Below are 26,369 nucleotides of genomic sequence, written 5' to 3' on the forward strand. Positions count from 1 at the left end.
AGGAGCCAATTACATGGCACGTTTCTTCCGTCGTCGTAAATTCTGCCGCTTCACCGCTGAAGACGTGAAAGAGATCGATTACAAAGATCTCAACACTCTGAAAGCTTATGTATCCGAGACCGGCAAAATCGTTCCAAGCCGCATCACCGGTACCAAAGCTCGTTATCAGCGTCAGCTGGCCACCGCTATCAAGCGCGCCCGCTTCCTGGCCCTGCTGGCCTACACCGACAGCCACGGCCGCTGAGACCGGGCAGTCGACACGTAGCAAAGGATTGAATGTATGCGTGCCTTAGCTGAGTTCATCATGCGGGGCCGTATGCAGGCCACTCTGGTAGTGGCCGGATGCGCGGCATTGCCGTTGTTGTATTGGTTGGGTGCTGCCGCCGGATGCCTTGTGCTCCTGCGGCGCGGATTGAGGGACGCCCTGGGCGTTCTTGCTCTGGGGCTGCTGCCGGCGTTGATCTGGTGGCTGAAATTCGACGATCCACGGGCACTTCTGGTGCTGCTGGGGTCTGCGAGCCTTGCGTTGGTTTTGCGCGCAAGCGAGTCCTGGAACCGCGTGCTGCTGGTCAGCATAGCGATGGGAGTGGTGTTTTCAGTGGTGCTGGGGACGGCTTTTGGTCCTCAGATCGAGATGCTGGCGCAGGCTTTGATAAAAGTCATGCCGTCGCTACTCGGTGAGGTCTACCAGAAGATGTCGGTAGACGAGCAAGCGCGTTTCGCGTCCCTGATTGCACCTATCCTGACCGGCCTGATTGCGGCTTTGTTGCAAATCGTCAGTGTGCTGAGCCTGATTGTCGGGCGCTACTGGCAGGCGTTGTTGTACAACCCGGGTGGTTTCGGTCGCGAGTTTCGCGCCATTCGAATCCCGCTGGGTCCCGCGATGTTGCTGCTGGCCGGCATGGTTGTGACACCGAACTTCGGTGTCCAGATGTCCATGCTCGTGCCGTTGTGCAGCGTACCGCTGGTTTTCGCCGGGCTGGCCCTGATTCACGGGCTGGTGGCGCAAAAGCGACTGGCCAGATTCTGGCTGGTGGGGTTGTACGTCACGCTGTTGCTGTTCATGCAGCTGATCTATCCGTTGCTGGTGGTCCTGGCCATCGTCGACAGCCTGATTGATTTTCGCGGTCGTCTGGCGCCGAAAGACGCCGATAACGCGAACGGTGAAGGTTAAAAGTTAAGAGGATTTTCACATGCAACTGATCCTTCTGGAAAAAGTCACCAACCTGGGCAACCTGGGTGACAAAGTGAACGTTAAGGCTGGTTACGGTCGTAACTACCTGCTGCCTTACGGCAAAGCTACCGCTGCGACCCCAGCCAACCTGGCTGCGTTCGAAGAGCGTCGCGCTGAGCTGGAAAAAGCTGCAGCAGACCGTAAAGCATCGGCTGAAAGCCGCGCTGCCCAACTGGCTGAGCTGGAAGTGACTATCACTGCCACCGCTGGTGACGAAGGCAAGCTGTTCGGTTCGATCGGTACTCACGACATCGCTGATGCACTGACCGCCTCTGGCGTTGAAGTTGCAAAAAGCGAAGTTCGTCTGCCGAACGGCACCATCCGCAACGTAGGTGAATTCGACGTAGCCGTGCACCTGCACGCCGAAGTTGAAGCCACCGTACGCGTTGTCGTGGTAGCAGCTTAAGCAGCACTTGTCGGCTGGCACCCTCGGGTGCTTGCCGGTAACATCGGGCACGATCCTGTTTACAGGTCGTGCCCTTTGTCTTTCTGGCAGTTCCGTTTTTTAACCCCAGCTTCTCCAAAAAATACCAAGTGGCCATGAACGAAATTTCCGCTCCCGAGCAATACGATCTGCAAACCGCCGCGCTAAAAGTGCCGCCGCACTCCATCGAAGCCGAACAGGCTGTACTCGGTGGTCTGATGCTGGACAACAACGCCTGGGAACGCGTGCTTGATCAAGTCTCCGACGGTGATTTCTATCGACATGACCACCGCCTGATCTTCCGTGCGATCGCCAAACTGGCCGATCAGAACTCGCCGATCGACGTCGTGACCCTGGCCGAGCAATTGGACAAGGAAGGTCAGACGTCGCAAGTTGGCGGCCTTGGCTACCTCGGCGAACTGGCGAAAAACACGCCGTCCGTCGCCAACATCAAGGCCTATGCGCAGATCGTTCGCCAACGCGCGACGCTGCGCCAACTGATCGGTATCAGTACCGAAATCGCCGACAGCGCCTTCAATCCGGAAGGGCGTACAGCCGAAGAAATCCTCGATGAAGCTGAACGGCAGATCTTCCAGATCGCCGAGGCCCGGCCTAAAACCGGTGGCCCGGTGGGTGTGAATGAACTGCTGACCAAGGCCATCGACCGCATTGACACCCTGTTCAACACCGACAACGCCATCACCGGCCTGTCCACCGGCTACACCGACCTCGACGAGAAAACCAGCGGCCTGCAACCGGCCGACCTGATCATCGTGGCCGGCCGTCCATCCATGGGTAAAACCACCTTTGCGATGAACCTGGTGGAAAACGCCGTGCTGCGCAGCGAGAAAGCGGTTCTGGTTTACTCGCTGGAGATGCCAGGTGAATCGCTGATCATGCGTATGTTGTCGTCCCTGGGGCGCATCGACCAGACCAAGGTCCGTTCCGGCCAGCTGGAAGACGACGATTGGCCGCGCCTGACCTCGGCGGTCAACCTGCTCAACGACCGCAAGCTGTTCATCGACGATACCGCCGGCATCAGCCCGTCGGAAATGCGCGCCCGGACCCGGCGTCTGGTGCGTGAGCACGGTGATGTCGGCCTGATCATGATCGACTACCTGCAACTGATGCAGATCCCCGGTTCCAGCGGCGACAACCGGACCAACGAGATTTCCGAGATCTCCCGGTCCCTGAAGGCGTTGGCCAAGGAATTCAACTGCCCGGTGGTGGCGTTGTCCCAGCTCAACCGTTCCCTGGAACAACGGCCGAACAAGCGCCCGGTGAACTCCGACTTGCGGGAATCCGGAGCGATCGAGCAGGACGCCGACGTCATCATGTTCGTGTATCGCGACGAGGTGTACCACCCGGAAACCGAGCACAAAGGCATCGCCGAAATCATCATCGGCAAGCAGCGGAACGGGCCGATCGGCTTTATCCGCCTGGCGTTCATCGGCAAGTACACCCGGTTCGAGAACCTGGCACCGGGTAGCTATAACTTCGATGATGATGAATAAATCTCTCATCGTCTGAGCTGACGCCTTCGCGAGCAGGCTCGCTCCCACTCTGGAATGCGTTCCTTTGTGGGAGCGAGCCTGCTCGCGAATGGGCGTGGCGCAATTTCCGACCATAGCCGTCGGAATTGGTCAAAATTTGTGCTATATTCCGCGCCCGCGAAATTCAATGAAAGCCAACACCGGTTATCGACATGCAAGCAGCCAAGCCGTTATTTGACTATCCCAAGTACTGGGCCGAATGTTTCGGGCCAGCGCCATTCCTGCCGATGAGCAGGGAGGAGATGGATCAGCTTGGCTGGGATTCCTGCGACATCATCATCGTCACCGGTGATGCCTATGTCGATCACCCGTCGTTCGGCATGGCGATCATCGGCCGGCTGCTGGAGTCCCAGGGCTTCCGCGTCGGGATCATTGCCCAGCCAAACTGGCAGTCCAAAGACGACTTCATGAAGCTCGGCGAGCCGAACCTGTTCTTCGGTGTCGCGGCCGGCAACATGGACTCGATGATCAACCGCTACACCGCCGACAAGAAAATCCGTTCCGATGACGCCTACACGCCGGGTGGCCTGGCGGGCAAGCGACCGGACCGCGCGAGCCTGGTTTACAGCCAGCGCTGCAAGGAAGCCTACAAGCACGTGCCTATCGTGCTCGGCGGCATCGAAGCGTCCCTGCGCCGCATCGCTCACTACGATTACTGGCAAGACCGCGTTCGCAACTCGATCCTGATCGACGCCAGCGCCGACATCCTGCTCTACGGCAACGCCGAACGTGCCATTGTCGAAGTCGCCCAGCGCCTGTCCTACGGTCACAAGATCGAAGACATCACTGACGTGCGCGGCACCGCGTTCATCCGTCGCGACACGCCGAAAGACTGGTACGAAGTCGACTCCACGCGCATTGACCGTCCGGGCAAGGTCGACAAGATCATCAACCCGTACGTCAACACCCAGGACACCTCTGCCTGCGCCATCGAGCAGGAAAAAGGTCCGGTTGAGGATCCGCAGGAAGCCAAGGTCGTGCAGATCCTGGCAAGTCCCAAGATGACCCGCGACAAGACCGTGATCCGTCTGCCGTCGGTGGAAAAGGTCCGTAACGACGCGGTGCTCTACGCTCACGCCAACCGCGTGCTGCACCTGGAAACCAACCCGGGCAACGCCCGTGCCCTGGTCCAGAAGCACGGCGAAGTGGACGTCTGGTTCAACCCGCCACCGATTCCGATGACCACCGAAGAAATGGACTACGTGTTCGGCATGCCTTATCAGCGCATTCCGCACCCGGCCTATGGCAAGGAGAAAATCCCGGCCTACGAGATGATCCGCTTCTCGGTGAACATCATGCGTGGCTGCTTCGGCGGCTGCACCTTCTGCTCGATCACCGAGCATGAAGGCCGGATCATCCAGAACCGTTCCGAAGAGTCGATCATTCGCGAAATCGAAGAAATTCGTGACAAGGTTCCAGGTTTTACCGGCGTCATCTCCGACCTTGGCGGCCCGACCGCGAACATGTACCGCATCGCCTGCAAGACCCCGGAAATTGAATCCGCGTGCCGCAAGCCGTCGTGCGTGTTCCCGGGTATCTGCCCGAACCTGAACACCGATCACTCGTCGCTGATTCAGCTGTATCGCAGTGCCCGTGCCTTGCCGGGTGTGAAGAAGATCCTGATCGCTTCCGGCCTGCGTTACGACCTCGCGGTCGAGTCGCCGGAATACGTCAAAGAGCTGGTGACCCACCACGTCGGCGGTTACCTGAAGATCGCCCCGGAACACACCGAGGAAGGTCCGCTCAACCAGATGATGAAACCGGGCATCGGCAGCTATGACAAGTTCAAGCGCATGTTCGAGAAGTACTCCAAGGAAGCCGGCAAAGAGCAGTACCTGATTCCTTACTTCATCGCTGCCCACCCAGGCACCACCGACGAAGACATGATGAACCTGGCCCTGTGGCTCAAGGGCAATGGTTTCCGTGCCGACCAGGTGCAGGCGTTCTACCCGTCGCCGATGGCCACGGCCACCGCGATGTACCACTCGGGCAAGAACCCGCTGCGCAAGGTCACCTACAAGTCTGACGCGGTGACCATCGTCAAGAGCGAAGAGCAGCGCCGTCTGCACAAGGCGTTCTTGCGTTATCACGACCCGAAAGGCTGGCCGATGCTGCGTGAAGCGTTGATCCGCATGGGCCGCAGCGACCTGATCGGGCCGGGCAAGAACCAGTTGATCCCGTTGCACCAGCCGTCCACCGACAGCTACCAGAGTGCCCGTCGCAAGAACTCGACGCCGGCCGGCAGCCATAAAGTGGCCAAGGAAACGACCAAGATCCTGACCCAGCACACCGGCCTGCCGCCACGCGCCAGCGACGGTGGCAACCCGTGGGACAAGCGTGAACAAGCCAAGGCTGCGGCATTCGCCCGTAACCAGCAGGCGGCCAAGGAGCGCAAGGATGCGGCCAAAGGCAAAGGGCCGAAACCGGCTCGCAAACCGGTCGTACCGCGCTAAACCGCGCTTGGGCTGAACAAAACGCCAACCTTCGGGTTGGCGTTTTGCATTTCCGGGCCGCGTAACGCCACAAATATGTGCAGCGTCGCCAAACCAATTTCCCGCCTCGCCCGATTTTGGTGCTGTACTGCCTCCAGTAACCGGAGAAAGCGCCAGCACGGCTGGGTGGCATAAGTCTTGCGCGCTTTCACATACGCTTAGGGCTCGCAGGAGGCACGCCGTGTCGATTCATGTCGCATTGCATCACGTTACGCATTACCGCTACGACCGAGCCGTTGAGCTCGGTCCGCAGATCGTTCGCCTGCGCCCGGCCGCCCACAGTCGCACGCGGATTCTGTCCTATGCGCTGAAGGTTTCGCCCGAGCAACACTTCATCAACTGGCAGCAGGACCCCCAGGGCAATTACCTGGCGCGGTTGGTGTTCCCGGAAAAAACCGATGAGCTGCGGATCGAAGTCGACCTGGTGGCAGAAATGGCGGTGTTCAATCCGTTCGATTTCTTCCTTGAGCCCTACGCGGAAAAAATTCCGTTCGCCTATGCCGCCGACGAGCGCAAGGAGCTGGCGCCCTACCTGGAAACCTTGCCGCTGACGCCGAAGTTCAAGGCGTACCTGGAGGGTATCGACCGCACACCGTTACCCGCTGTGGATTTCCTCGTCGCGCTCAATCAGCGACTGAGTGAAGACATCGGCTACCTGATCCGCATGGAACCGGGCGTGCAAACGCCCGAGCACACCCTTGAGCACGCTTCCGGGTCTTGCCGCGATTCCGCGTGGTTGCTGGTGCAACTGCTGCGCAACCTCGGACTGGCCGCGCGTTTTGTCTCCGGCTACCTGATCCAGCTGACGGCCGACGTCAAAAGCCTGGACGGACCCTCGGGCACGGATGTGGATTTCACTGACCTGCACGCCTGGTGCGAGGTGTACTTGCCCGGCGCCGGCTGGATCGGCCTGGATGCGACCTCCGGGCTGTTTGCCGGTGAAGGCCATATTCCGTTGGCTTGTAGTCCCGATCCGTCCTCAGCGGCACCGATCAGTGGCCTGGTGGAGCCGTGCGAGTGCCAATTCAGCCACGAAATGTCCGTGGAGCGGATTTGGGAAGCGCCTCGGGTCACAAAGCCCTACACCGAAGAGCAGTGGCTGGCGATTCAGAGCCTGGGCCGGCAGATCGATGCCGACTTGCTGGAAGGCGATGTCCGCCTGACCATGGGCGGAGAACCGACGTTCGTCTCCATCGATGACCCGGACGGTGCCGAGTGGAACACCGCGGCGCTGGGGCCGGACAAACGTCGCCTGTCTGCCGAACTGTTCCAGCGCATGCGTCAGCATTACGCGCCCAAAGGCCTGGTGCATTTCGGCCAGGGCAAGTGGTACCCCGGTGAGCAACTGCCGCGCTGGTCGCTCAACTGCTACTGGCGCCGCGACGGGGTGCCGATCTGGCACAACAGCGCGCTGATCGCCGACGAGCAGCAAGACTATGGCGCCGATGGCGAACTGGCCGGACGATTCCTGGCGAGTGTCGCTGAACGCCTGAAAATTCCGACACGTTTTGTGTTTCCCGCCTACGAAGACAATTTCTATTACCTCTGGCGCGAAGGCACCTTGCCGCAGAACGTCAGCGCCGAAGATTCACGTCTGGAGGAACCGCTGGAGCGTGCGCGACTGCGTAAAGTCTTCAGCCAGGGCCTGGACAAGGTGATTGGCCAGGTCTTGCCGCTGGCGCGGACCGCCAAGGGCGACCAGTGGCAGAGCGGGCGCTGGTACCTGCGCGACGAGCACTGTCGCCTGGTGCCGGGGGATTCACCGCTGGGCTATCGCCTGCCCCTCGGCTCGCAACCCTGGGTGAAAGCGGCGGAGTATCCGTTCATTCATCCGCAGGACCCGAACCAGGATTTCCCGGATTTGCCCGACACTGCTCAATTGCAAAGCCAGGGCGCTGCCGTTGTGGTTGATCGTGCACCGAAAATCGATGAATCCGCCGACTGGCTGACCCGCACCGCGTTCTGCGCCGAGGCGCGGGAAGGTCGCTTGTACCTGTTCATGCCGCCGCTGGAGCGGGTTGAGGACTACCTCGAACTGGTCGCCGCGATTGAAGCCACCGCTGAGGAGCTGCATTGCCCGGTATTGCTGGAAGGCTATGAACCGCCGAGCGATCCGCGTTTGAGCAACTTCCGCATCACGCCGGACCCGGGGGTGATCGAGGTCAACGTGCAGCCGTCCGCCACCTGGGATGAATTGGTCGAGCGCACTGAATTTCTTTACGAGCAGGCACGGCAAACCCGACTTACCACCGAGAAATTTCTGATCGATGGCCGGCATACCGGCACCGGTGGCGGTAACCATTTCGTACTGGGTGGCGCGACACCGGCCGACTCACCGTTCCTGCGGCGTCCGGATATGCTGCGCAGCCTGATCAGCTACTGGCATAACCACCCGTCCTTGTCCTACCTGTTTTCCGGGCTGTTCATCGGCCCGACATCGCAGGCGCCACGGGTCGATGAAGCGCGCAACGATGCCCTGTATGAGTTGGAAATCGCCTTTGCCCAGATGCCGCAACCCGGCGAGGAATGCGCGCCGTGGCTGGTCGACCGGTTGCTGCGCAATCTGTTGATCGACGTGACGGGCAACACTCACCGCGCCGAGTTCTGCATCGACAAGCTTTACTCGCCGGACGGCGCTACGGGGCGCTTGGGCTTGCTCGAGTTGCGTGCCTTTGAAATGCCGCCGCATGCACGCATGAGCCTGGCTCAACAGCTGCTGCTGCGGGCGCTGGTCGCACGTTTCTGGCGCGAACCCTATGCGCCGCCGAAACTGGCGCGCTGGGGCACGGAGCTGCACGACCGGTTCCTGTTGCCGCACTTTATCGAGCAGGATTTCGCCGATGTCATCGTCGACCTCAACGCCGCCGGTTATCCGGTGCGGGCCGAGTGGTTCGCGGCGCATCTGGAGTTTCGCTTTCCCAAGGTCGGCGATTACGCCGTCAGTGGCATTGCGCTGGAACTGCGCCAGGCACTTGAGCCGTGGCATGTACTGGGCGAGGAGGGCGCGGTCGGTGGCACGGTGCGCTACGTGGATTCGTCCCTGGAGCGTCTGCAGGTCAAACTCAACGGCTTGCCGCCACAGCGTTATTTACTGACCTGCAACGGCATTCCGGTGCCGCTGCAGCCCACCGGGCGCGTCGGTGAGTTTGTCGCCGGGGTGCGTTTCCGCGCATGGCAACCGGCCAATTGCCTGCAACCGACCATTCCCGTGCATGCGCCGCTGGTGTTCGACCTGCTCGACACCTGGATGGGGCGTTCGCTGGGCGGTTGCCAGTATCACGTGGCCCATCCGGGCGGGCGCAACTACGACAGCTTGCCGGTCAATGCCAACGAGGCCGAGAGCCGCCGGATGGCGCGCTTCTTCCGGATCGGACACACCCCCGGGAAACTTCCTGTACCGATTCTGGAAATTAACGACGAACTGCCGATGACGCTTGATTTACGACGTTTCTAAACCGTACGCGACGCCCGGATGTTTCGTCTATCCGGGCGTCATGAGCCTGCGTTAGTCTGACCTTTCCCTGCTGTCTGCCGAGCTTTCCAATGCCTGACCTGCTTGACCGCTACCCGCTGACGGCGGGCACTTATCATGAACTGCTCGACGACAGCGGCGCCGTGCGTGCGCACTGGCGACGGTTGTTCGACCAATTGCAGCGCAGCACGCCTGCGCAACTGGTGCAGCGCCAGGCACTGCTGGCCCGGCAGATTCATGAAAACGGTGTCACCTATAACGTATACGCCGACCCCAAGGGCGCCGATCGTCCCTGGGAGCTGGACCTGCTGCCCCATGTGATTGCCGCCGATGAATGGGAGCAGCTGTCGGCCGGCATCGCCCAGCGCGCCCGATTGCTCAATGCCGTGCTGGCCGACCTGTACGGCCCGCAACGCCTGATCGCCGAAGGCTTGTTGCCGGCAGAGCTGGTGTTCGGCCACAACAACTTCCTCTGGCCTTGTCAGGGCATCAGTCCACCGGAAGGGGCCTTTCTACATCTATATGCCGTGGACCTGGCACGCACCCCCGATGGTCGCTGGTGGGTGACGGCGGATCGTACGCAAGCACCGTCCGGGGCCGGTTATGCGCTGGAAAACCGCATGATCGTGTCCCGCGCCTTTCCCGAGTTGTACCGCGATTTGAAGGTGCAGCATCTGGCCGGATTCTTCCGCACGCTCCAGGAAACCCTGGCGCGCCAGGCGCCAAGCGATGAAGAGGTGCCGCTGGTGGTGCTGCTGACGCCGGGGCGATTCAACGAAAGCTATTTCGAACACCTGTACCTGGCGCGTCAGCTCGGTTACCCGCTGGTGGAGGGTGGCGACCTGACCGTGCGCGACGCCACGGTCTACCTGAAAACCCTCAGTGGCCTGCGCCGGGTCCACGCGATCATGCGCCGGCTCGACGACGACTTCTGCGACCCGCTGGAGCTGCGTACCGATTCGGCTCTGGGTGTGCCGGGCTTGCTCGAGGCCGTGCGCCAGGGGCGGGTGTTGGTGGCCAACGCCCTCGGCAGCGGCGTACTCGAATCGCCGGGACTGTTGGGCTTCCTGCCGAAGATCAATCAGTTCCTGTTTGGTGAAGAGCTGATGTTGCCGTCCATCGCCACGTGGTGGTGCGGCGAAGCGCCTGTGCTGGCCCAGGCCCTGGAGAAATTGCCGGAATTGCTGATCAAACCGGCATTCCCGTCCCAGAGCTTTGCACCGGTATTTGGCCGTGATCTGAGCGAAAAACAGCGGCAATCGCTCGCTGAGCGCATGCAGGCGCGTCCTTACGCTTATGTTGCGCAAGAACTGGCTCAACTCTCCCAGGCGCCGATCTGGCAGGCCGAGGACGGTCAACTGCAACCCCGGGCCATCGGCATGCGTGTGTACGCCGTGGCCAGTCGCGACGGTTACCGGGTCCTGCCCGGTGGTTTGACCCGCGTCGCCGCCGAGGCGGACGCTGAAGTGGTGTCGATGCAGCGCGGCGGGGCGAGCAAGGACACTTGGGTCCTGGGCGACCGGCCGCCGAGCGGCGAGCAATGGAAAGCCCAACGCAACATCGGCGTGCATGATCTGGTGCGCCGCGACCCGTATCTGCCGTCACGGGTCGTGGAAAACCTGTTTTGGTTCGGCCGCTACTGCGAGCGCTGCGATGACAGTGCGCGGTTGTTGCGGATCATGCTGGCGCGTTATGTCGACGGCGATGACCCGCAGGCGCTGGACGCGGCGGTCGATCTCGGTGAGCGGCTGATGCTGCTGCCCGAAGAAGGCGAACTGCCAGAGCGCTTGCTGGCCGCGATACTGGGCGATGACTGGCCCTTCAGCCTGCGTTCCAACCTGCAACGTTTGCAATGGGCGGCCTCGCAGGTGCGCGGCAAGCTCTCGCGGGAAAACTGGCAGGCGCTGGTGGAATTGCAGCGCGAAGCCATGGAGCTGGAAACCGAAGAGCCGGACTTTGGCGAGTTGCTGGATTTCCTCAACCGACTGGTGATGTCCCTGGCGGCGTTGTCGGGGTTTGCACTGGACGACATGACCCGCGACGAAGGCTGGCGCTTTTTGATGATCGGCCGGCGGATCGAGCGTCTGCAATTTCTCAGTGGCAGCCTGGCGGCGTTCCTGCGTGGCGCCGGGGCCTTCGATCAGGCGGGGCTGGAATGGCTGCTGGAACTGGGCAACAGCAGCATTACCTACCGTTCGCGTTACCTGGCGGTGGCGCAATTGATCCCGGTGCTCGACCTGCTGCTGCTCGACGAACAGAACCCTCATGCCGTGCTGTTCCAGCTGAAACTGGTGACCCGCACACTCAAACGCCTGAACGACGACTTTGGCGTGCCCCGTGAAGCCGGCCTGCCGCAGTTGGTGGAGCGTCTGGCGCGCTTCGATCTGGGCTGCCTGGAAAACCCGTTGTTTGGTGCCGCCAGCGTGCGTGCCGCCGTCGAGGGGCTGGCCGATCTGCTGCAAGAAATCGCCGATGCCAGCGGACAAGTCTCGGATCGCCTGGCCTTGCGCCATTTCGCCCATGTCGATGATGTCAGCCAACGCACGGTGTCCGTCTGATGAGTGCTCACTACCAGATTTTCCACGACACCCATTATCACTACGACAGCCCGGTGTCCCTGGCCCAGCAACTGGCGCACCTGTGGCCGCGTCCCTGTGCCTGGCAGCGCTGTACCGCGCAGCAATTGCAGATCAGCCCGGAACCGACCTCGCGCCGTGATGAGCTGGATGTGTTCGGCAATCCGTTGACCCGGCTGGCGTTCGAACGTCCCCATGATGAATTGCTGGTCAATGCGAGCCTCACGATCGAAGTGCTGCCCCGGCCGGTGCTGGACTTCAATCAGTCTCCGGCCTGGGAAGACACCCGCAATGCACTGACCTACAGCAGCCAGCCACTGTCCCCGCAAATCCTGGACGCCTGCCGCTACCGGTTCGAATCACCCTACGTGCACCTCAAGCGTAACTTCGTCGAGTTCTCGGAAAGTTGCTTTCCGCCAGGGCGGCCATTGCTGCTGGGGGTTCAGGCCCTGATGGAGAAAATCTTCAGCGAATTCACCTTCGATGCCGAAGCGACGCAGGTGGCGACGCCCCTGGTGGAAGTGCTGGAGCGTCGGCGTGGCGTCTGTCAGGACTTCGCCCACCTGATGCTCGCGTGCGTGCGCTCCCGTGGATTGGCTGCGCGGTACATCAGTGGCTACCTGCTGACCCAGCCGCCACCGGGCCAGCCACGACTGATCGGCGCCGATGCATCCCATGCCTGGGTTTCGGTGTTTTGTCCGGTGCTGGGTTGGGTAGATTTCGACCCGACCAACAACGTGCAACCGGCGCTGGAGCACATCACGCTGGCCTGGGGCCGGGATTTTTCCGATGTCTCGCCGTTGCGCGGGGTGATTCTGGGCGGAGGAAACCACGACCCGGAAGTCCGCGTCACCGTTATGCCATTGGAATAATGAAGATCAACTGTAGGAGCGAGCCTGCTCGCGATGGACTTGAGAACGCAGCGGGGTATCAGATACACAGCGTTATCGTTGAAGACCATCGCGAGCAGGCTCGCTCCTACAGGGATTTCGGGGCCTGACTGGATCATCCGGCCCGGAGGGACTCAGGCGTCCGGCGCCTGATCTTTCGGTGCATCAACATCATCTTCTGCAGCGACTTCACCGTCCGGGTTCAGTGCCGCGTCTTCAGCCATCGCTTTCTTGCGCTGAAGCTTTTCCTCTTTCTTCTGTTCCTTGGCCAGGTCACGCTGACGTTTGGCGAAGGAGTAGTTGGGTTTAGCCATGGGCGATCCTCTGGGGTCGAAGGTGAGGTTGAGCGGCGCGTATTCTGCCCTGTATCGGTGCCAAGTCGTTAGTCGGGTTTTTGCTCGACCCACTTGGGCAGTACGGTGGGTTGCCACTGATCGAGGGCGTCGAGCAGAAATTTTGGCGATTCGCTCACCTGCAGCATGTCACGGTGCGCTGCGCGAACGAAGCCTTCGCCGACGATATGATCGAGAAAACCGGTGAGTTTGCTGTAGAAACCGTTCACTTCCAGCAAGCCCAGCGGTTTGCCGTGGTAGCCGAGTTGGCCCCAGGTCCAGACCTCGAACAGCTCTTCCAGCGTGCCCAGGCCGCCAGGCAGGGCGATGAAGGCATCGCTGAGTTCGGCCATCCGCGCCTTGCGCGCATGCATGCCGTCCACCACTTCCAGGCGAGTCAGCCCTTTGTGGCCGATTTCCTTGTCCATGAGGCTCTGCGGGATGATGCCCACGACTTCGCCACCGGCCGCCAGCGCGGCATCGGCCACGATACCCATCAGTCCGACAGCGCCGCCGCCATAAACCAGTGTCAGCTTTCGCTCGGCCAATGCCCGGCCGAGGGCCTCGGCCGCTTCCCGATACGCGGGATTGGTCCCGGTGCTGGCACCACAAAATACACAAACGGATACTAAAGACATGCCTTACTCCATGGTCGATCAGGGCCACAGAGTAAAGGCAGGCGCGCGACGCTCCAAGGGCTAGACTTCGCGCTTGGGTGTTTCGTAAGTGCCGCTGGCGCCATAGGCGTAGGCGGCAAGCAAGCTGCACAACAGGCTATTGAGGGACATGGCAGACGCTCCAGTTGGGGGTGATGGCCTGATCATAGGCCCGGTCCAGAGGTCTGGCTGGTAGATTGTTTCGATGGGTGTCATAGCCCGAAAGTTGTATACAATTTTTGATTCAGGTCATAGGAACTTGCGAAGTTTTCAGGCAGTCTTCTGTCCACTCGCATTTCTGTTAACCCTGCCTTGGAGATTCACCATGTTTGCCAAACTCGCTGCGGTATCCCTGTTGACACTGGCCAGCAGCCAACTGATGGCTGCAGAGTGCAAAACGACTATCGACTCCACTGATCAGATGTCCTTCAACACCAAGGCCATTGAAATCGACAAGAGCTGCAAGACCTTCACCGTGGAACTGACCCACTCCGGTAGCCTGCCGAAAACCGTCATGGGCCATAACTGGGTGCTGAGCAAAGAAGCCGACATGCAGCTGATCGCCACCGACGGTCTGGGTGCCGGTATCGAAAAGAACTACTTGAAAGAAGGTGATGCGCGCATCATCGCGCACACCAAGGTGATCGGCGCCAAGGAAACCGACTCGGTGACCTTCGACGTGTCGAAGCTCGACGCCGCTGAAAAATATGGCTTCTTCTGCTCGTTTCCTGGCCACATTTCGATGATGAAAGGCACCGTGACGCTGAAGTAAGCCGAAGCACCGCGTTAACGTTCGTCGCGGGCAAGCTACGCTCCCACAGGTCCGGCGACGCCAATGTGGTAGCGAGCCTGCTCGCGAAGGGGTCATCAGCATCAGTGAATGCAATGGCCAAAGAAAAGCCCGCTGAAGATCAACCCTTCAGCGGGCTTTTTCATTCATTCAAGAATCAAGGCGCAAACGGCATCACCCGCTTGTGGTGCGTCTTGTTGTAAGTGCCGACGATGATGTTGAACGCTTCCTCGCGCACCGGCTCGCCATGCAGAAAGGCGTCGATCTCGGCGTAGGTCACGCCGTGGGACGCTTCGTCCGGTTTGCCAGGGGACAGGTCCTCGAGGTCGGCGGTCGGTACTTTCTCCACCAGCGACTCTGGCGCACCGAAGCTGCGGGCGATGGCCCGGACCTGGTTTTTCACCAGGCCGCTGAGCGGTGCCAGATCGCAAGCGCCATCGCCGAACTTGGTGAAGAAGCCCATCACTGCCTCTGCCGCGTGATCGGTACCGATCACCAGGCCGTGGGCGGCACCGGCGATGGTGTACTGGGCGACCATGCGCATCCGCGCCTTGGTGTTGCCGAGTACGAAGTCCACCGAGACCGCATGCTTGCCTTCAAAGGCCGCGACTTCATTGGCCAGTGACTTGACCGCCGGACCGATGTTCACGGTGTGGCGCTCGTCCGGATCGATGAAATCCACGGAGGCCTGGGCATCGTGTTCATCGAACTGGGTTTCGTACGGCAGACGCACGGCGACGAACTTGTATTGATCGTCTCCCGTGCGCTGGCGCAGTTCACGCATGGCACGCTGGGCCAGCAGGCCCGCGGTCAGGGAGTCGACACCGCCACTGATGCCCAGTACCAGGGTCTTGAGCCCGGAATTGACCAGGCAGTCCTGGATAAAGGTAATCCGCCGGGCGACTTCAGCCTTGAGGGCGGCCTCGTCGGCAAACGGTGGTTGGACCTTGAGCTGTTCAGCAATCTCACGCTGTACGGCTTGCATGAATTCACTCCTTGCTAGATACGCCGGGAAGGGCAGGAACTTGGAAAACGTGTCGCAAATAGGCGACGAAATTCGGGTCTTTGCAGTGAGTCTTGCCTGGCTCGTCGGAGATCTTTGCCACCGGCTGGCCATTGCAGGCCGTCATTTTAAGCACGATGCTCATCGGTTCGACACCCGGAATGTCACACGTCAGGTTGGTGCCAATGCCAAAGCTGACGTTGATCCGCCCACGCAGCGCGCGGAATATTTCCAGGGCCTTGGGCAGTGTCAGGCTGTCGGAGAACGTCAACGTCTTGCTCATCGGGTCGATGCCGAGCTTGTGATAGTGGGCGATGGCTTTTTCCGCCCAAACCACCGGATCGCCCGAGTCATGGCGCAAACCGTCGAAAAGCTTGGCAAAAAACAAGTCGAAATCACCGAGGAAGGCATCCATGGTGATGCAGTCGGTCAGGGCGATGCCCAGAAGGCCACGGTATTCACGGACCCAGCAATCGAGCGCGGCAATCTGGCTGTCAACCAGTCGCGGGCCGAGCTGCTGGTGGGCCATGATCCATTCGTGGGCCATGGTGCCCAGCGGTTTCATGTCCAGTTCCCGGGACAGGTGCACGTTGCTGGTGCCGACAAAACGTCCCGGGAAGTCATGCTTGAGCACGTTCACCACTTCTTCCTGCACGCGGTACGAGAAGCGACGGCGGGTGCCGAAGTCGGCGACCTGCAATTCGGACAACTCGTCGCTGCTGGCGTTGGCGGTCAGCCAGTCGAACTTGCGATAAAGCTGCTCGCGCGCCTGTTCCAGAACGACTTCCCGATAGCGGTAGCGGTTGCGCACTTCGCTGACGATCGCCAGCATCGGCACTTCGAACAGAATCACGTGCAGCCAGGGACCGCGCAGGCGGATGAACAGTTCTCCGTTTTCGATACCGGTATGGACGTAGCGCAGGTTGAAGCGAAACAACCCGAGAAAGCGCAGGAAATCCGGCTTCATGAAGCTGATGCGCTCCAGGAAGCTCAACTGGTCGGCACTCAGGCTCAACTCGGCCAGGCGCTCGAGCTGGTAACGGATTTCCGCCAGATAAGGGCGCAAATCCTCACTGTTGCGGCAACGAAACTCCCATTCGACTTCCACGTTCGGGTAGTTGTGCAGCACCGCCTGCATCATCGTCAGTTTGTAGAAGTCGGTGTCGAGCAGGTTCTGCACGATGCGATCGGCAAACACACTCTCGCTCATAACGGGAATCTCCAGCGTTGCAGCGGTATTGATCAATGGCGCTAGTGGCGCATATCAGAGGGCTGGATTGCCAGCGATTTCTTGGATCACAACAGATCCCCTGTGGGAGCAAGTTCGCTCCCGCAGGGGATGGCCAAGGCCTAACGTTGTGGAGGCTCCGGGCTATCAACCTGCTCCAGCATCCACTTCACGAAATCCCGCACCTTCGGCACTTCCGCCGAATGCTCCGGGTACGCCAGGTAATACGCATCCGTGCTGGGCATTGCATGCTTCCAGGGAATGACCAGTTTGCCGTCCGCCAACTCTTCTTCCACCAGAAACCGTGGCAGCAGCGCCACGCCACAGCCGACTTGCGCCGCGCGGATGCACATGTAGAAGGTTTCGAAACGCGGGCCGTGGTAGCTGTGTTCGGTGTGGTAGCCCTGACTGTCGAACCAGTCATGCCAGGCCTGGGGGCGCGAGGCGTTTTGCAGCAGGACCAGATCGGTGAGTTGCGTTGGATCGGTGAACGGCTCGGCCGGCAGGCTGCCGGGGGCGCAGACGGGCACCAGCTCCTCGCCGAACAGCTTCAGGCATTCGGTGCCGGGCCGTGAGCCCTGGCCAAAGTAGAACGCCAGGTCGCTGCGCCCTTGCAGCAGGTCGTCGGCTTCCTGTTCGCTGCACAAGTCCAGGTGAATCGATGGATGACGCAGGCGCCAGCCTTTGAGGCGTGGCACCAGCCAGCGCGCGCCGAAAGTCGGTGGCGTGGAAACGCGCAGGACTTCGGTTTCACCGCCATAGGAGCGCAGGTAATGGGTCGACATCTCGACTTGCGTGAGGATTTTTCTGACCTCGACCAGGTACAAGTCGCCCGCTGGCGTCATTTGCAGGCGTCGGCGCACCCGGCGAAACAGCAAGTGTTGCAACAGCTCTTCGAGTTGCGCGACCTGTTTACTCACCGCACTCTGGGTCAGATTCAACTCTTCGGCGGCCCGGGTGAAGCTCAGATGCCGGGTCACGGCTTCGAAACACTGCAGCGCAGCGATCGATGGCAAATAGCGTTTGTTCAGCATGGGCGATCCTTTGTACTTGTCTCTTTATTGCCAGCAATGCACAGCATGAATAAACGGAATGATATCTCTCTTAAAGGTCGTTTGTTGAGTAACCTCGGGGGAGCTAAAACTACAGGCCTGATCAGCCGTGATTTTCCGGCTGCGCCCGTTCCGTTTTTTGCTTGAGGAGTCACCCATGGTTGCCGCATTGCTTGATCGTCTTGGTGTAAACCCGGCCCTGTACCAGAACGGCAAAGTGCCGGTGCATTCGCCTATCGATGGCAGCCGCATCGCCGCCGTGAACTGGGAAGGTGCCGCCGAAGTTGAGCAGCACATCAGTCGCGCAGATCATGCGTTCGAGCTGTGGCGCAAGGTTCCGGCGCCGCGCCGTGGCGAACTGGTGCGTCAACTGGGCGACATCCTGCGTGAATACAAGGCCGATCTCGGTGAGCTGGTGTCCTGGGAAGCCGGCAAGATCACCCAGGAAGGCCTGGGTGAAGTTCAGGAAATGATCGACATCTGCGACTTCGCCGTCGGCCTGTCCCGTCAGTTGTATGGTCTGACCATCGCTTCCGAGCGTCCTGGCCACCACATGCGCGAAACCTGGCACCCGCTGGGCGTCGTCGGCGTGATCAGTGCGTTCAACTTCCCGGTCGCGGTCTGGGCCTGGAACGCCACGCTGGCGCTGGTCTGTGGCAACCCGGTGATCTGGAAACCGTCGGAAAAGACGCCGCTGACCGCCCTGGCCTGCCAGGCACTGTTCGACCGCGTGCTGAAGAACTTCAGCGATGCGCCACCGCACCTGAGCCAGGTCATCATCGGTGGCCGCGATGCCGGCGAAGCCCTGGTCGACGACCCGCGTGTCGCGCTGGTCAGCGCCACCGGCAGCACCCGCATGGGCCGTGAAGTGGCGCCGAAAATCGCCGCGCGCTTCGCCCGCAGCATTCTGGAACTGGGCGGCAACAACGCCATGATCCTCGGCCCAAGCGCCGACCTGGACATGGCCGTTCGCGCCATCCTGTTCAGCGCCGTCGGCACTGCCGGTCAGCGTTGCACCACGTTGCGTCGTCTGATTGCCCACGAATCGGTCAAGGAAGAGATCGTCACCCGCCTGAAAGCCGCTTACTCCAAAGTGCGTATCGGCCATCCACTGGAAGGCAACCTGGTCGGCCCGCTGATCGACAAGCAAAGCTTCGAAAACATGCAGGACGCGCTGGAGCAGGCCCTGAGCGAAGGCGGCAAGGTATTCGGCGGCGAGCGTCAGCTCGAAGACAAATTCCCGAACGCTTACTACGTTTCGCCGGCCATCGTCGAAATGCCGGAGCAGAGCGACGTGGTCTGCCACGAAACCTTCGCGCCGATCCTGTATGTGGTCGGTTACAGCGATTTCAACGAAGCCCTGCGTTTGAACAACGCTGTACCGCAAGGCCTGTCTTCGTGCATCTTCACCACCGATGTGCGTGAAGCCGAACAGTTCATGTCGGCGGTGGGCAGCGATTGCGGTATTGCCAACGTCAACATCGGCCCGAGCGGCGCGGAAATCGGCGGCGCGTTTGGTGGCGAGAAAGAAACCGGCGGTGGTCGCGAGTCCGGCTCCGACGCATGGCGCGGCTACATGCGCCGTCAGACCAACACCGTGAACTACTCGCTGGAGTTGCCATTGGCTCAAGGCATCACGTTCGATTAAGCGTCAGTCGTACAGTGATCCCCTGTGGGAGCGAGCCTGCTCGCGATAGCGGTGCGTCAGTCACGTAGTGGTCGACTGGCAGATAGCAATCGCGAGCGGGCTCGCTCCCACATTTGAACTTTGTGTTGGTTAGGTTTCTGTTGGAGTCTGGCAATGCCGTTACGCGAAGAGTGTCTTTGGGAAAAACTGACGCCGCAAAGGCCTGACAACGCGGCGCTCAAGGGAGAGGTGAAGGTCGATGTCTGCGTCATCGGCGCCGGTTTTACCGGTCTGTCGGCGGCCGTGCATTTGCTGGAGCAGGGTAAAACGGTTTGCGTGCTCGAAGCCCATCGCGCCGGACATGGCGGTTCCGGGCGCAACGTCGGGCTGGTCAATGCCGGCCTGTGGATTCCACCGGACGACATTGAAGCCGGGTTTGGCGAGGCGGTCGGCAGTCAGCTCAACCGCATGCTCGGTGCGGCTCCGGCCCTGGTGTTCAGCCTGGTCGACAAATACAACATCGATTGCCAGTTACGCCGTGAAGGCACGTTGCACATGGCGCACAACGCCCGCGGTGAAGCGGATCTGCGCAGTCGCGAAGAACAGTGGAAGCGCCGTGGCGCGCCGGTCGAGCTACTGACCGGGCAGGCTTGCGAACAAGCCACGGGCACCAAAAAAATCGCCGCCGCCTTGCTCGATCGGCGTGCCGGCACGGTCAATCCCATGGCCTACACCACGGGGCTGGCCAAAGCGGCCATCGGCCTCGGTGGTCAATTGTTCGATCATTCCCCGGTCACCCGACTCGAACGCCAGGGCCAGCGCTGGTCGGTGCAGACCGCCCAGGGTTCGGTACTGGCCGAGCAAGTGGTGATTGCCTCCAATGCATACACCGAGGGCGACTGGACGGAATTACGGCGCAATTTCTTCCCCGGTTATTACTACCAGGTGGCGTCGGTGCCGCTGACGGAAGAGGCCGCGCAACACATTCTTCCGGGTGGCCAGGGTTCCTGGGATACCCGCCAGGTGCTCAGCAGCATTCGCCGCGATAAAGACGGTCGTCTGTTGCTTGGCAGTCTGGGCAACGGCAATCAGAAACCGACCTGGTTCCTCAAGGCGTGGGCCGATCGCGTCCAGCAGCATTATTTCCCTTACCTCAAACCGGTGGAGTGGGAGTGCACCTGGACCGGTCGCATTGCGTTCACCCCCGATCATTTGATGCGTCTGTTCGAGCCGGCGCCCGGTTTAGTGGCAGTCACCGGTTACAACGGCCGGGGCGTGACCACGGGTACAGTCGTCGGTAAAGCCTTTGCCGATTATTTGTGTAACGGAAATCCTCAAGCGCTACCGATTCCCTTTGCACCCATGCAGCCATTGGCCGGGGTCGGGTTGCGCAGTTGTCTTTATGAGGCGGGCTTTTCGCTGTATCACGCGGGCCAGTGCCTGCGGATCGTCATTTGATGATTGAAATCGTGCTGGAGAGCGGCGCTTTTTCGCGCAGCGACTAGCCTGTAATGGTGCGGGTTGTAGCAGTACCGCACCAGCAGTGTGCAGTTCGGTGACGTGGGTTGTTACAGGCGGGTTGCACACCGTTTGGTGTAGTGGTTGCAATGATGGCACGGGAGGGTTGCGCCTCAATAAATAAAAGGTTTCACCTTCTCTGGTTTAGACGGTTGCACACCCAATGAAAATGGGATCGAAACAGTCAAAATAACAATAAAGCAGCGACTTTTTTCAGAATAAAAAACCGATGGCACGGCACTTGCTCTGAGCATTAACGAAGTCGCAGTGCCAACTAAAAAAACCTTGGAGCACCACCTCATGTCCCAGACGTTTTACAAGAAAGGCTTTCTGGCCCTCGCAGTGGCAACTGCGTTGGGTGTTTCTGCGTTTGCTCAGGCTGACATCAAGATCGGCGTAGCGGGTCCAATGACGGGCGCCAACGCGGCATTTGGCGAGCAGTACATGAAGGGTGCGCAGGCAGCTGCCGATGCGGTCAACGCAGCGGGCGGCGTAAACGGGGAAAAAATCGTACTGGTCAAGGGCGATGACGCCTGCGAACCGAAACAGGCTGTGACGGTCGCCAAGGACCTGACCAACCAGAAAGTCGCCGGCGTGGTCGGTCACTTCTGCTCCTCGTCGACCATCCCGGCCTCCGAGATCTACGACGAAGCGGGCATCATCGCGATCACTCCAGGCTCCACCAACCCACAGGTTACCGAACGCGGCCTGAGCGCCATGTTCCGTATGTGCGGTCGTGACGACCAGCAAGGCATCGTGGCCGGCGACTACATCGTCGACGTGCTCAAGGGCAAGAAGGTTGTCGTGCTGCACGACAAGGACACCTACGGCCAGGGCCTGGCAGATGCCACCAAGGCTCAACTGGTCAAGCGCGGCGTGACGCCAGTGCTGTACGAAGGCCTGACCCGTGGTGAGAAAGACTTCAGCACCATCGTGACCAAAATCCGCGGTGCCGGCGCCGATGTCGTCTACTTTGGCGGTCTGCACCCGGAAGCCGGTCCTCTGGTTCGTCAACTGCGTGAACAAGGCCTCAAAGACGTCAAGTTCATGTCCGACGACGGCATCGTGACCGACGAACTGGTGACCACCGCTGGCGGCCCGCAATTCGTCAACGGCGTGCTGATGACCTTCGGCGCCGACCCACGCCTGCTGCCAGACAGCAAGACCGTGGTAGACGAGTTCCGCAAAAAAGGCACCGAGCCAGAGGGCTACACCCTGTATGCCTACGCTTCGGTCCAGACCCTGGCTGCAGCCTTCAACGGCGCCAAGTCCAACAAGGGCGAGGACGCTGCCAAATGGCTGAAAGCACACCCGGTCAAGACCGTCATGGGCGAGAAGTCCTGGGACAGCAAGGGCGACCTGAAAGTCTCCGACTACGTGGTTTACGAGTGGGACAAGGACGGCAAATACCATCAACTGGAAAAACAGAAGTGAGATGAACAGCTGATTTGCCCGACGCCCTGGGTGTCGGGCAATCCTGAAACATGTCCGTGCAGTACCTGTCTTTTCTCGTAGAGCTGCACACAACCGTGTTGCGTCGGCGGCTGAACCCCGGTCCGTCGCAACCGGCTTCTGTGCAGTCTCTCAAATGCGTGAGATTGCGTTATGGATGGTATTTTCCTGCAGCAACTGGTCAACGGCCTGACCCTCGGGTCGGTCTATGGCCTGATCGCCATCGGCTACACAATGGTCTATGGCATCATCGGCATGATCAACTTCGCCCACGGCGAGGTTTACATGATTTCCGCTTACCTCGCGGCAATCAGTCTGGCTCTGCTGGCATACTTCGGTATTGAATCCTTCCCTCTGCTGATGCTCGGCACTCTGATCTTCACCATCGTCGTCACGGCGGTGTATGGCTGGGTCATCGAGCGTGTCGCCTACAAACCCCTGCGTAACTCCACCCGACTGGCACCGCTGATCAGCGCCATCGGTATTTCGCTGATCCTGCAAAACTATGCACAGATCGCCCAAGGCGCGAAGCAACAAGGTGTACCGACCTTGCTGACGGGGGCCTGGCGCGTCGACATCGGCACCGGTTTCGTGCAGTTGACCTACACCAAGGTCTTCATTCTGGTCGCCGCGTTTGCCGGCATGGCCGTGCTGACCTACATCATCAAGTACACCAAGCTCGGCCGCATGTGCCGCGCAACACAGCAAGACCGCAAGATGGCCTCGATCCTCGGGATCAACACCGATCGGGTGATCTCCTATGTGTTCATCATCGGTGCAGCGATGGCGGCCCTGGCCGGTGTGCTGATCACCATGAACTACGGCACATTCGACTTCTATGCCGGCTTCATCATCGGCATCAAGGCGTTCACCGCCGCCGTGCTCGGCGGAATCGGTTCGCTGCCTGGCGCCATGCTCGGCGGGATCATTCTCGGGATTTCCGAGTCGCTGTTCTCCGGTCTGGTCAACTCGGACTACAAAGACGTTTTCAGCTTCTCGCTGCTGGTTCTCGTTCTGGTCTTTCGGCCTCAAGGCCTGCTCGGCCGTCCTCTTGTGTCGAAGGTGTAAGCGATGTCTTCAACCACTAAAAAATCCATTGATGTCAAAAAAAGTCTGGTTGACGCGATTCTTGCCGGTCTCATCGCCCTGATTGTGTTCGGACCGATCGTCGGCGTCGTGCTCGACGGCTACGGCTTCAACCTGGAAACAACCCGGGTGGCATGGATTGTCGCCATCGTCATGGCCGGTCGCTTTGCCTTGAGCCTGTTCCTGCAAACCCCGAAGGGCCTGAAAATCCTCGAAGGTTTTGAAACCACCGGCTCCGGGGTGCATGTACTGCCACCCGATTACAAATCCCGCCTGCGCTGGATCATCCCGCTGGTGATCGTCATCGCGGTGGTGTTTCCGTTCTTCTCCAACTCTTACCTGCTGGGCGTGGTTATCCTCGGCCTGATCTATGTGTTGCTGGGGCTGGGGCTGAACATCGTGGTCGGCCTGGCCGGCCTGCTCGACCTGGGTTATGTGGCGTTCTACGCCATCGGGGCCTACGGTCTGGCGCTCGGGTATCAGTACCTGGGACTGGGCTTCTGGACGGTGCTGCCTCTGGCGGCGATCACCGCCGGTCTGGCCGGTTGCATCCTCGGGTTCCCGGTGCTGCGTTTGCACGGCGACTACCTGGCGATCGTGACCCTGGGTTTCGGTGAAATCATCCGCTTGATCCTCAACAACTGGCTGTCCCTGACGGGGGGCCCGAACGGCATGCCGGCTCCGTTGCCGACATTCTTCGGCCTCGAGTTCGGCAAGCGGGCGAAGGATGGCGGGGTGCCTTTCCACGAGTTCTTCGGTATCGCCTATAACCCGGACGTGAAGTACTACTTCATCTATGCGGTGTTGTTCCTGGTGGTGCTGGCTGTGCTCTACATCAAGCATCGTCTGGTCAAGATGCCGGTGGGTCGTGCCTGGGAAGCCCTGCGTGAAGATGAGATCGCCTGCCGCTCCATGGGGCTGAACCACGTACTGGTCAAGCTCTCGGCGTTTACCATCGGCGCTTCGACGGCCGGTCTGGCCGGCGTGTTCTTTGCCACCTACCAGGGCTTTGTGAACCCGACCTCGTTCACCTTCTTCGAATCGGCGCTGATCCTCGCCATCGTGGTGCTCGGCGGCATGGGTTCGACCATCGGTGTCGTGATGGCGGCCTTCGTGCTGACCGTGGCCCCGGAACTGCTGCGCGGCTTTGCGGAGTACCGCGTGCTGCTGTTCGGCATCCTGATGGTGTTGATGATGATCTGGCGACCGCGCGGCCTGATTCGGATCAGCCGTACCGGTGTGACCCCGCGTAAAGGAGTAGCGCCATGAGCGAAGTCGTACTCTCCGTAGAGAAGCTGATGATGCACTTCGGCGGCATCAAGGCGTTGAATGATGTCAGCCTGCAGGTCAAGCGCAACTCGATCTTCGCCCTGATCGGCCCCAACGGTGCCGGCAAGACCACCGTGTTCAACTGCCTGACCGGGTTCTACAAGGCCTCGGGCGGCAAGATCGAACTGAATGTGCGCGGCGAGAAAACCAACGTCATCAAGTTGCTCGGCGAATCGTTCAAACCGACCGATTTCGTCTCGCCGAAATCCTTCGCCAGTCGCCTGTTCTACAAGGCGTTCGGCGGCACCCACCTGGTGAACCGTGCCGGCCTGGCGCGGACCTTCCAGAACATTCGCCTGTTCAAGGAAATGTCGGTGCTGGAAAACCTGCTGGTGGCCCAGCACATGTGGGTCAACCGCAACATGCTGGCCGGCATCCTCAACACCAAGGGCTATCGCAAGGCCGAAAGCGATGCGTTGGACCATGCGTTCTACTGGCTGGAAGTGGTGGACCTGGTGGACTGTGCCAACCGTCTGGCCGGTGAACTGTCCTACGGCCAGCAACGTCGCCTGGAAATCGCCCGGGCCATGTGCACCCGTCCGCAGATCATCTGCCTCGACGAACCGGCCGCCGGCCTCAACCCTCAGGAAACCGAAGCGCTGAGCGCGATGATCCGTCTGCTGCGCGACGAGCACGATCTGACCGTGGTGCTGATCGAACACGACATGGGCATGGTAATGAGTATTTCCGATCACATCGTGGTGCTGGACCACGGCATCGTCATCGCCGAGGGTGGCCCTGACGATATCCGTAACGACCCGAAAGTGATTGCCGCCTACCTGGGCGCCGACGAAGAGGAGCTCGCATGACTAACGGTGCCATCCTCGAACTCAAGGAGCTGGACGTGTTTTACGGGCCGATCCAGGCCCTGAAGAAAGTCTCGCTGCACATCAATGAAGGTGAAACCGTCAGCCTCATCGGCTCCAACGGCGCCGGCAAGTCGACCCTGCTGATGTCGATTTTCGGCCAGCCACGGGCGGCGAGCGGGCAGATTCTCTATCAAGGTGTGAACATTACCCAAAAGTCGTCGCACTACATTGCCTCCAACGGCATCGCGCAATCGCCGGAAGGGCGGCGGGTGTTCCCCGACATGACCGTCGAGGAAAACCTGCTGATGGGCACCATCCCGATCGGTGACAAGTACGCCAAGGAAGACATGCAGCGCATGTTCGAACTGTTCCCGCGGCTCGAAGAGCGGCGTAACCAGCGCGCCATGACCATGTCCGGCGGCGAGCAGCAAATGCTCGCCATCGCCCGTGCGCTGATGAGCCGTCCGAAACTGTTGTTGCTGGACGAGCCTAGCCTCGGGCTGGCGCCGATTGTGGTGAAACAGATCTTCGCCACCCTGCGGGAACTGGCCAAGACCGGCATGACCATCTTCCTGGTCGAGCAGAACGCCAACCACGCCCTCAGGCTTTCGGACCGGGCCTATGTGATGGTCAACGGCGAGATCCGCATGACCGGCACTGGCAAGGAGCTGCTGGTCAACGAGGATGTGCGTAACGCCTATCTCGGCGGGCATTGATTCCAGCCTGATGTAACCCAAGCCCCGGCGCGCAATCGCCGGGGCTTTTTTACGGTTCTTCACGGAATCCCGGGAAACACAGAAACAAGAACGCCGATTTGATTGATGATGTTCGTGCGAGCAAACACAT

Annotated in this window: 21 protein-coding genes; 16 read left to right on the plus strand and 5 right to left on the minus strand. The window is 60.4% G+C overall.

Annotated features, from left to right (window positions below):
• The first annotated feature begins 13 nt into the window (after positions 1-13).
• The 8 genes from rpsR (at position 14) to JQF37_RS18220 (ending at position 12,623) form a co-directional block, all read left to right on the plus strand.
• Complete coding sequence (rpsR, locus tag JQF37_RS18185) at positions 14-244, plus strand: 30S ribosomal protein S18 (RefSeq protein WP_002551829.1); 231 nt, start codon at positions 14-16, stop codon at positions 242-244.
• Positions 245-280: 36 nt separating this feature from the next.
• Positions 281-1,174 (plus strand): hypothetical protein, encoded by an 894-nt coding sequence (locus tag JQF37_RS18190; RefSeq protein ID WP_047536780.1) that lies wholly within the window; start codon positions 281-283, stop codon positions 1,172-1,174.
• Between the two features lie 19 nt (positions 1,175-1,193).
• On the plus strand, positions 1,194-1,640 hold the full coding sequence (rplI, locus tag JQF37_RS18195; protein WP_007939577.1) for a 50S ribosomal protein L9: 447 nt from the start codon (positions 1,194-1,196) through the stop codon (positions 1,638-1,640).
• Between the two features lie 134 nt (positions 1,641-1,774).
• Complete coding sequence (gene dnaB / locus JQF37_RS18200) at positions 1,775-3,172, plus strand: replicative DNA helicase (RefSeq protein ID WP_077045379.1); 1,398 nt, start codon at positions 1,775-1,777, stop codon at positions 3,170-3,172.
• 191 nt (positions 3,173-3,363) lie between these two features.
• Entirely contained in the window at positions 3,364-5,664 is a 2,301-nt protein-coding gene (locus JQF37_RS18205; protein ID WP_130204915.1) for a YgiQ family radical SAM protein, read from the plus strand.
• 220 nt (positions 5,665-5,884) lie between these two features.
• The gene (locus JQF37_RS18210) at positions 5,885-9,157 is read left to right on the plus strand and encodes a transglutaminase family protein (protein WP_130204913.1); all 3,273 of its coding nucleotides are present in this window, start codon (positions 5,885-5,887) and stop codon (positions 9,155-9,157) included.
• Between the two features lie 89 nt (positions 9,158-9,246).
• On the plus strand, positions 9,247-11,733 hold the full coding sequence (locus JQF37_RS18215) for a circularly permuted type 2 ATP-grasp protein (protein ID WP_130204911.1): 2,487 nt from the start codon (positions 9,247-9,249) through the stop codon (positions 11,731-11,733).
• Positions 11,733-12,623 carry a transglutaminase family protein gene (locus tag JQF37_RS18220; RefSeq protein ID WP_130204909.1) on the plus strand — a complete coding sequence of 297 codons (891 nt, stop codon included), beginning with the start codon at positions 11,733-11,735 and terminating at the stop codon, positions 12,621-12,623. Before JQF37_RS18215 ends, JQF37_RS18220 begins: the two co-directional genes overlap by 1 nt.
• A gap of 152 nt (positions 12,624-12,775) precedes the next feature.
• Here JQF37_RS18220 and JQF37_RS18225 read toward each other — a convergent pair whose 3' ends face one another.
• Together JQF37_RS18225 and JQF37_RS18230 are read right to left on the minus strand one after the other, a co-directional pair.
• On the minus strand, positions 12,776-12,955 hold the full coding sequence (locus JQF37_RS18225) for a hypothetical protein (protein WP_090328546.1): 180 nt from the start codon (positions 12,953-12,955) through the stop codon (positions 12,776-12,778).
• Positions 12,956-13,023: 68 nt separating this feature from the next.
• Positions 13,024-13,611, minus strand: a complete 588-nt coding sequence (locus JQF37_RS18230) for a TIGR00730 family Rossman fold protein (RefSeq protein ID WP_130204907.1) — start codon at positions 13,609-13,611, stop codon at positions 13,024-13,026.
• Positions 13,612-13,954: 343 nt separating this feature from the next.
• Between JQF37_RS18230 and azu the strand changes: the two genes are divergently transcribed.
• Positions 13,955-14,401: an azurin gene (gene azu / locus JQF37_RS18235; protein WP_130204905.1), complete on the plus strand. Its 447-nt coding sequence runs from the start codon at positions 13,955-13,957 to the stop codon at positions 14,399-14,401.
• A 175-nt stretch (positions 14,402-14,576) separates the two neighbouring features.
• Here azu and nadE read toward each other — a convergent pair whose 3' ends face one another.
• The 3 genes from nadE to JQF37_RS18250 form a co-directional block, all read right to left on the minus strand.
• Positions 14,577-15,404: an ammonia-dependent NAD(+) synthetase gene (nadE, locus tag JQF37_RS18240; protein WP_130204903.1), complete on the minus strand. Its 828-nt coding sequence runs from the start codon at positions 15,402-15,404 to the stop codon at positions 14,577-14,579.
• A 4-nt stretch (positions 15,405-15,408) separates the two neighbouring features.
• Positions 15,409-16,632: a nicotinate phosphoribosyltransferase gene (gene pncB, locus JQF37_RS18245; protein WP_130204901.1), complete on the minus strand. Its 1,224-nt coding sequence runs from the start codon at positions 16,630-16,632 to the stop codon at positions 15,409-15,411.
• Positions 16,633-16,772: 140 nt separating this feature from the next.
• Positions 16,773-17,684 (minus strand): LysR family transcriptional regulator, encoded by a 912-nt coding sequence (locus JQF37_RS18250; RefSeq protein ID WP_130204899.1) that lies wholly within the window; start codon positions 17,682-17,684, stop codon positions 16,773-16,775.
• A gap of 175 nt (positions 17,685-17,859) precedes the next feature.
• Here JQF37_RS18250 and JQF37_RS18255 point away from each other — a divergent pair, with 175 nt between their 5' ends.
• The 7 genes from JQF37_RS18255 (at position 17,860) to JQF37_RS18285 (ending at position 26,239) form a co-directional block, all read left to right on the plus strand.
• On the plus strand, positions 17,860-19,350 hold the full coding sequence (locus JQF37_RS18255) for an aldehyde dehydrogenase family protein (protein WP_130204897.1): 1,491 nt from the start codon (positions 17,860-17,862) through the stop codon (positions 19,348-19,350).
• A gap of 153 nt (positions 19,351-19,503) precedes the next feature.
• A complete protein-coding gene (locus JQF37_RS18260; protein WP_198131923.1) occupies positions 19,504-20,787 on the plus strand; it encodes an FAD-binding oxidoreductase in 1,284 nt (427 codons plus the stop codon).
• Between the two features lie 360 nt (positions 20,788-21,147).
• Entirely contained in the window at positions 21,148-22,281 is a 1,134-nt protein-coding gene (locus JQF37_RS18265) for an ABC transporter substrate-binding protein (RefSeq protein ID WP_130204893.1), read from the plus strand.
• Between the two features lie 171 nt (positions 22,282-22,452).
• Positions 22,453-23,367, plus strand: a complete 915-nt coding sequence (locus JQF37_RS18270; RefSeq protein WP_047536821.1) for a branched-chain amino acid ABC transporter permease — start codon at positions 22,453-22,455, stop codon at positions 23,365-23,367.
• Between the two features lie 3 nt (positions 23,368-23,370).
• The gene (livM, locus tag JQF37_RS18275) at positions 23,371-24,654 is read left to right on the plus strand and encodes a high-affinity branched-chain amino acid ABC transporter permease LivM (RefSeq protein WP_130204891.1); all 1,284 of its coding nucleotides are present in this window, start codon (positions 23,371-23,373) and stop codon (positions 24,652-24,654) included.
• Entirely contained in the window at positions 24,651-25,523 is an 873-nt protein-coding gene (locus JQF37_RS18280; protein ID WP_130204889.1) for an ATP-binding cassette domain-containing protein, read from the plus strand. Before livM ends, JQF37_RS18280 begins: the two co-directional genes overlap by 4 nt.
• The gene (locus JQF37_RS18285) at positions 25,520-26,239 is read left to right on the plus strand and encodes an ABC transporter ATP-binding protein (protein WP_103403304.1); all 720 of its coding nucleotides are present in this window, start codon (positions 25,520-25,522) and stop codon (positions 26,237-26,239) included. The genes JQF37_RS18280 and JQF37_RS18285 overlap by 4 nt, the downstream gene beginning before the upstream one ends.
• Positions 26,240-26,369: the final 130 nt, after the last annotated feature.

The organism is Pseudomonas sp. MIL9 (genome assembly GCF_016887925.1).
Classification (GTDB): Bacteria; Pseudomonadota; Gammaproteobacteria; order Pseudomonadales; family Pseudomonadaceae; genus Aquipseudomonas; species Aquipseudomonas mohnii.